Origin of the sequence: Paenibacillus alginolyticus DSM 5050 = NBRC 15375 (assembly GCF_000422905.1) — a bacterium.
Classification (GTDB): domain Bacteria; phylum Bacillota; class Bacilli; order Paenibacillales; family NBRC-103111; genus Paenibacillus_E; species Paenibacillus_E alginolyticus.
Genome location: NZ_AUGY01000176.1, coordinates 1 through 7,683, shown reverse-complemented (window position 1 = coordinate 7,683; position 7,683 = coordinate 1). Strand labels below are relative to the sequence as shown.

The 7,683-nt window shown below is 43.3% G+C and carries 8 protein-coding genes and 1 pseudogene; all 9 read left to right on the top strand.

The window, feature by feature from the left end; genetic code table 11:
• On the top strand, positions 1-2,759 hold a 2,759-nt coding region (locus tag G519_RS0137150), incomplete at its 5' end, for a GH36-type glycosyl hydrolase domain-containing protein (protein ID WP_029198862.1).
• A 131-nt stretch (positions 2,760-2,890) separates the two neighbouring features.
• A pseudogene (locus G519_RS52770) lies at positions 2,891-2,986 on the top strand (hypothetical protein); the annotation flags it as partial.
• A gap of 109 nt (positions 2,987-3,095) precedes the next feature.
• Positions 3,096-3,728, top strand: a complete 633-nt coding sequence (locus tag G519_RS46520; RefSeq protein WP_051254060.1) for a helix-turn-helix domain-containing protein — start codon at positions 3,096-3,098, stop codon at positions 3,726-3,728.
• Positions 3,611-4,057: a transposase gene (locus tag G519_RS49640; RefSeq protein WP_084160525.1), complete on the top strand. Its 447-nt coding sequence runs from the start codon at positions 3,611-3,613 to the stop codon at positions 4,055-4,057. The genes G519_RS46520 and G519_RS49640 overlap by 118 nt, the downstream gene beginning before the upstream one ends.
• Positions 4,058-4,122: 65 nt before the next feature.
• Positions 4,123-4,662, top strand: coding sequence for a DUF421 domain-containing protein (locus G519_RS46515; protein ID WP_051254056.1), 540 nt, complete (start codon positions 4,123-4,125; stop codon positions 4,660-4,662).
• Positions 4,663-5,388: 726 nt separating this feature from the next.
• Positions 5,389-6,438, top strand: a complete 1,050-nt coding sequence (locus tag G519_RS0137130; RefSeq protein WP_029198861.1) for a YkvI family membrane protein — start codon at positions 5,389-5,391, stop codon at positions 6,436-6,438.
• 295 nt (positions 6,439-6,733) lie between these two features.
• Complete coding sequence (locus G519_RS53195) at positions 6,734-6,862, top strand: hypothetical protein (protein ID WP_268633513.1); 129 nt, start codon at positions 6,734-6,736, stop codon at positions 6,860-6,862.
• A 27-nt stretch (positions 6,863-6,889) separates the two neighbouring features.
• Positions 6,890-7,072: a hypothetical protein gene (locus G519_RS0137120; protein WP_029198860.1), complete on the top strand. Its 183-nt coding sequence runs from the start codon at positions 6,890-6,892 to the stop codon at positions 7,070-7,072.
• 204 nt (positions 7,073-7,276) lie between these two features.
• On the top strand, positions 7,277-7,462 hold the full coding sequence (locus G519_RS0137115; protein WP_029198859.1) for a hypothetical protein: 186 nt from the start codon (positions 7,277-7,279) through the stop codon (positions 7,460-7,462).
• Positions 7,463-7,683: the final 221 nt, after the last annotated feature.

The following is a 7,683-nucleotide window of genomic DNA, read 5'->3' as shown; positions in this document are numbered from 1 at the left end:
ATCAGCAGGATTTACAGGAAGCTCTTCGGCGTACGATGGAGCAAATCGTTGGACGACATGGCACGGGGCAAGGGGGAGTACACATCCTGCCAGCCTCTCAATTATCGGATGTCGATAAAGCATTGTTGTTCGCGGTATCCCGTATTGTACTGCGAGCAGATGGTCCCAGTCTGAAGGCGCAGTTAAAAGTATCTGTTCCGAGCCGAACATCGGATAAGCCGCTACCGATAACCGCCACACCGAACCGCTTTGTTCCTGTTAAGCCAGTCGAAACGAATGATCTCCTTTTCTTCAACGGTTGGGGAGGCTTTTCACCAGACGGCCGGGAGTACCATATCGTTCTGAAAAACGACAACTACCTGCCGGCACCATGGATTAACGTGATGGCCAATCCGAAATTCGGCTGTTTGACATCGGAACTGTACACCGGGTATACATGGTGGCGCAACAGCCGCGAATGCAAATTAACCCCATGGTCGAACGATCCTGCAATCGACCAACCAGGGGAAGTATGCTACTTAAGGGACGAGGATAGCGGAGAATATTGGCCTTTGGTACCGGGCCGCGCGAACGTAGCCGCCACATATAAAGTGGTGTATGGGCGTGGGTATACACGCTATCATCATGAAAGTCACGGTCTCCAACAAGAAATGACTGTTTTTGTTCCGCTGGATGATCCCATCAAAGTGATTAAATTGCGACTGCAAAACACGACGTCCGAGCAGCGGAGATTATCCGTTACTTATTATGCAGAATGGGTGCTTGGGGTGCACCGTGAAGGGAACTCTTCGTTCATCGTTACGGAATGGGATCCGGTGAATGCGGTGCTTACTGCACGCAACACGTATCAAGAAAACTTCCGGGATGCGACCGCCTTTCTAACCATTCATCCGCAAACGGAAGAACCCGTAGAATCGGCGAAAGGAAGCAATCAGACAGCTACTGTGACTCCGGATATGACATGGACAGGGGATCGCTTGGAATTTGTAGGCCGCAACGGCACTCTTGAAAATCCTGCTGCCATGAACCGACTTCACTTGTCGGGCGCAACTGGGCCTACGTACGAAGGGTGTGGAGCGATCCAAACCAAATTGGTGATTGAGCCTAATGCTGAACAGACCGTCTACATCCTGCTTGGCTGTGAGGATTCCAGTGAATCCGCCGCTCAGCTTACACACAAATATCGTCAAACCCATGTTTGCGAGCAGGCATTCGAGGATGTGCAAAAGTTTTGGGACAGTGCAATGGGTACGATTACGGTTTCGACGCCTTGCCCTGAGATGGACGTCATGCTGAACAATTGGCTGCTTTACCAGACGCTTTCCTGTCGGATGTGGGCGCGCTCCGCATTTTATCAAGCGGGCGGGGCTTACGGTTTCCGCGATCAACTGCAGGATTCGCTGGCTTTGCTTCATAGTCGTCCTGACCTTACTCGGGCGCAAATTCTACTGCACGCCGCCCACCAATATGAAGAAGGCGATGTCCAACATTGGTGGCATGAAGAGACGCAACGCGGCATTCGCACCCGCTTTTCCGATGATTTGTTGTGGCTTCCTTATGCCGTGGTCAGATACATTGAACATACCGAAGACGAGAGCCTATTAAACGAAACCGTTCCGTTTCTTCGCAGCGAATCTCTAAGTGAAGAGGAGCATGAACGTTATGAGCCGACCGTATTGTCCGAGCAAAGTGGTACGGTCTTCGAACACTGCCTGCGTGCGCTCGACCGCGGTTTACGTTTTGGCGAGAATGGTCTGCCACTGATAGGAATCGGGGACTGGAACGACGGGATGAGCCGTATAGGAGCTGAAGGGCGTGGCGAAAGCGTGTGGCTCGGCTGGTTCTTGGGTGATGTTTTGCGAGGAATAGCTGATTTGTGCGAACATCGCGGTGACCATGAACGTGCAGAAAATTATCTTCGTATAAAGGAGAAGCTTGCGGATTCAATCAATGAAAAGGGGTGGGACGGTCAGTGGTACCGACGGGCATTTACCGATGGTGGACAATGGCTCGGTTCCATCCATAATACAGAGTGCCGCATTGATTCTATCGCTCAGTCATGGTCCGTCATTTCCGGTATGGCGCCGCCAGACAAAGCTTTGCAGGCTATGCGTTCATTCGATCGTGAGCTTGTGGACCGAAGCTTGTCGGTAGCGCATATTCTGTATCCGCCGTTTGACCAAACGGATCCAAGTCCAGGCTACATTCAGGGTTATCCTCCAGGTATCCGTGAGAATGGAGGCCAATATACACACGGCGTCCTCTGGAGCATCATTGCTTGGTGCGGGCTTGGGGATGGAGACAAAGCGTTCGAGCTGTTCCACATGTTGAACCCGATCATGCATACGAAAACGTCATCTGAAGTTAAGAAATATGTCGGCGAACCTTATGTTATGTCTGCCGACGTATATACAGAGGAGCCTCATAGAGGCCATGCCGGATGGACTTGGTATACAGGTGCATCAGGATGGATGTATCAAGCGGGCATTGAATGGATTATCGGCCTGCGCCGCCGAGGAGAACGGTTGTTCATCCGTCCATGTATGCCAAGTGAATGGCCGGAATTTTCTGCCAGCTACCGTTTCGGGAACGCAGAGTACCGCATCACCGTCAAAAATCCGTCACACAAGTCCAGCGGACAAACGATGCTATCGATCGATGGACAGGAAGTCGACTTTACCGAGTACGCCACGGAGGACGGTCCTTTCGTCCGATTGCGTGACGATAGTCAAATCCACCATGTAGTACTGACGCTTTAGGTGAATATGTACAGGGGTCCAGACAACGTGATAACGACATGTTGGCTGGACCCTATTTACTGCTAAACACGGAATAAAGTGATCTGTTCAAGGGGATCTTAATGGAAATTATTAACAGATGGGGATTACCTTTGTATCATTTGTATACGCATAATGATCTGGACGGAGTAGGTTGCGGCATTGTCGCAAGATTGGCATTTGGAGAAAAGGTAGAAATCCGAATGAATAGGCTATTGATTCTTTTTGGCTTCTTCGCTACAGTGAATGTCTGATGTCTGTTCAATAGTGAAAGCGTCAATACTACTAGATAACATAATTAATAGGGTGGTAATGACAATGTGGAGTTCAATGAGCAGTAACGACAATTTAATTACGGAGATGTTTAAAGTAGCATTAGAGCTTGAAGAACCATGGAAATTAACACATATTGAATACGATGAGAAAGATGAAGCTTGGCATCTTTATATTGATTTCGAACGAGGCTCTATGTTTGCTTGTCCGAACTGTGGCACAGCATGCAAAGCATACGATACAGAGAAAAAGCATTGGCGACACCTAGACTTCTGGAACTGGAAAACGTATATGCATGCACGGGTTCCAAGAACAGAATGCCTAAATTGCAATAAAGTAACACTGGTATCTGTTAAGTGGTCGCGACCAAAGTCACATTTTACGCTGAAATTCGACGCATGGGCAATGCGACTAATGGCTGAAATGCCTGTAAATGCTGCAGCGCGGGAGCTAAGAGAGCACGATACTCGTATGTGGCGGATTCTCCACCATTACGTGGATCAAGCCATGTCAGAACTGGATTTATCCCAGGTAAAACGAATTGCTGTAGATGAAACTTCATCACGCCGTGGTCATCGTTATATAACTTTATTTGTGGATGTAGACACGAAGACGGTACTGTTTTCGCTACAGAAGGAAAAGGCAAAGATACTCTTACACGTTTCAAGCAGCATTTAGTCGATAAAGGCGTAGAAACCGCGCAAATAAAGGAATTCTGCTGTGATATGTCTGCTGCATTTATCTCAGGAATAGAGGAGGATCAATTCCCTAAAGCAGAAGTAACCTTTGATAAGTTCCATGTCATGATGATGGTGAATGAAGCTGTTGATGAAGTGCGTAAAGCCGAGCAAAAAGAAGAGCCACAGCTAAAGCGAACCAAATTTCTTTGGCTAAAAAATGAGGCAAACCTGAAGGAGAAGCAGAAAGAAGAACTTCAAAGTCTTAAAGATAGCAACTTGAAAACCGGCAGAGCTTACCGATTAAAGTTAGCCATGCAAGATTTGTGAACGACACCGCATATACTCGCTGATGTATATTTACGTCAATGAATCGACTGGGCAAGGGAGAGGTCATGGGAAATGGTCTATATGATGAAAAAGCAACCGTCTTAACGATGTTTTATTCTTTATTTTTGTGGGGGTTGCTCATGTTGGGCATTAAAATATTAGGGCAGAAGTATTTAAAAATAAGAGGCTGGGTTGATGGGAGACCATCTATCGTCATTCGAAATGGAAGGATCATCCGAAAAGAATTAAAAAAGAACAGGATTAATATACACGATTTGATGTATATGTTGCGGCAATCAAATGTTTTTTCCGTGCGTGAAGTAGAATATGCACTATTGGAGCCAAACGGAAGTATAAGCGTTCTAAAAAAGGCGGAATATGATAACGTAAAACGTCAAGATTTGAATCTACCGCCACAACAGGTATATTTACCAACAACGTTGATCACTGACGGGAAAATCATTTGGGATAATTTGAAAGCTGTAGGTTTTGATATAAAATGGCTGAAACTGCAGATCCAATCTCACGGGATAGATGAAGTAAAAAACGTGTTATACGCTGAGTGGAAAGAAAACGAAGGAATTTATACCGTACCTTATTCTTAATGCAGATGTATAATTAAATGGTTCGTACGCTTAATTAGGTGGCAACATGAATGGAGACAATGAATATATATCCTCTATTTGTCGGAGTCAAGAATATTGTCCCATTAATGACCGTATAAATCGCGGTTTTTTTTTATGAATAAATAGTAACGCACCGTCGGGGTATATTGAGACACATTTAAGGATATCGTGACATTAAACTTCCTCGGTATGATTTAATTTTCTCTCGAATAATCGCTTATTCGCAGAATTTCATCCCTCAGGGGGCTTCATTTTTCTAAAAGTATTGGCATAATGGTTCCCAATGGTTAATCCTTAAATCTAAGGGTGTCGCATACAGGCTTAGGGATATCTATTACCTAGGGCTGTTTTTTCACATTAGAGGAGCACTATAATTTGTGTCGTTAATGTAGCAGGATTTGTGTCGTTAGTCAGACAGGTGGGTGTTAACGGACAAGATATATCTATAGTGATTCGCGCGCAGCGCGTTTTTATTATCATGTCTTTTTCTCAAGACAAGAATTTACATCCTTTGCTGATTCGGGACAAAAACAAGTATCCTTTGTCAAAGTGGAAAGTATTTATTCTACATTGATTGGAGTGGGGACGTTCCCGATGGTGAACTGCAAAGATGTATGTAATTGATTACTCTTGATAATCGGAATATACAAGCACATTGGACATACAATGAGATTGTACTATGATATTGTTTACTATGGGGGAGCTATGAATCAAAAAACGATCATGATATTACAAATCGCCGCTACTTACATTGGTACGGTGGTTGGTGCAGGATTTGCATCAGGGCAGTCAATCATGCAGTTTTTCACAGTTTACGGAGCATATGGTGGAATGGGCATATTGATTGCAACATCCCTTTTTATATGGATCGGGACTAAAATGATGATTCTTTCCCACAGGATCAGGGCGTTCTCCTATCAGGAACAAAACAATTATCTATTTGGCGATATGTTTGGAAAAGTCGCAAATATATTTACTTTTATCATTTTATTTGGTGTAACCGCAGTGATGATTTCCGGTACGGGATCCATTTTTAAGGAGCAGCTTGGATTACCGTATCAATTTGGAATCATCATAAGTATTTTACTGAGCTATCTGGTAATGAGCAAAGAATTAAACGGAATTCTGGTGGCAAATTCGCTGGTGGTCCCCATGATGTTTTTTTTCATGTTCCTTATTGCCATTCAGGTTGTCGGAATAGATGGTATTTGGAAAGCAACAGATTGGCCAAAACAGCCATTGAACCATGTGAAATGGATCATCAGTCCGTTTACTTATGCCGCATTAAATTTTGCCTTTGCACAAGCGGTTTTAGTTCCTCTAGGTAGTGAAGTAAAAGACGAGAGCGTATTAAAATGGGGAGGCTTTTGGGGAGGCATTGGGCTTGGCGTTATGTTATTCATTAGCCATTTTGCGATCCATTCCAGGATGCCGGAAATTCTGCGGTTCGATATCCCGATGGCCGAAATTATTCGCGGTTTTGGGTCGTTCTTTCATGTCTTATTCATACTGGTCATTTACGGGGAAATTTTTACGACATTAATTGGTAACGTGTTTGGAATCACCCGACAGATTCAAAGTTTATATGCCCTTCCAAGGAATTGGGTGGTTTTGGCTACATTGCTTACCTGTTTATTAATCAGTCAGGTTGGTTTCACCTCTTTGCTTACTTATCTTTACCCGCTCTTCGGGTATATGGGGATGATCCTTCTTATTTTTTTAGTAGTAAAACGTATACCCGGAAGTGAAAAATGATGAAGGTACTGTTAGATAATAACCCTTTTCAGCCAGAATACTAACTGAATCGATGAGTTGGATTTGTCTGACCTTGGTTTGAGTATGAGAAGTATCGGTAGAGGTTTGATACAGAGCTTCTTCCGCAAAGTGTTAGATTGGCAGAGGATTGTTCAGTAGCTTGTGTATAGGCTCTTTTAACAATAGAAGTAGTTGTTGTGCGACACTAACAAATAAATTATCTGCATAATGGATTGGGATATCGGAATAATAGTAGGGCTGGTGTGTTTAAACGATTTATGGAGAAATTTGACTCATGAATGTTGATTCCGACTTGAAAACGACTGTTGCTTCACATAAAAGTGCACAGGCTCCAAATCAGGCTCAATCCACACAACGACTTGTCTATCAGGCAAACACACGTGTACAACAAATCGATAATTGAAGAATCTTATTACAAAGGAGTTCTAAAATGGAAAAAGAAAGTAATACGGTTATCCATTCTGAAGAACGAAACGCAATGAATGGTGATGAAGCAGCAAAAAGTTCACATTTGGACGGACAGGAAGGTACTCAGGATGATAGTGAGTCTGGTCCAATGGAACGAACAAAAGAGGTTATGGAAAACATAGGAATCATGATAAACAGTATTTGAAGCAAGGCTTGTTCAAATGTGATGAGTCAAATAGGCTACCGGCCACAAAAGCGACAATCGGTAGCCTATTTGTATTTAACTGAATTATGGAGAGCTTTTTTAAAAATCTGAAGATGGGTAAATGCCGTGCTCGCCTTGAATATTACCACATAGACTGGTGTCGTAAGTTAAAATCACCCAATATAAAAGGAGTTGGAAACCTTTATGAGTTTTACTCATTATCAAATGCCAATGTATACACAAGACCATGAAACCTATTGGAAACAAATGTACGATTGGCACATGAAGATGCATCATTACAAAGAACAACTTAGAGCATACCACTTGGATCAAGCAAAGCATTTTCAAAAATTGATGGGAGAAAAAATCAAAACATCTGAATTCAAATAACAATAGCGTTGCATGAGCAAAAATGGCACACTTGGAGCAAAATAATGAAATTACAGTTCCGAATGAAATTATTGGATCAATTTTAATACTATCCGTAGCACACGTTTAATTAATATTACATTTAATAATTTTGGTATGTTTTTCTTGCAAGACGTTACATTTCGAAAGAATTACCAATAGATCAGGTTTACCGGGAGTTTTGAAATTATATTGGTAAACCT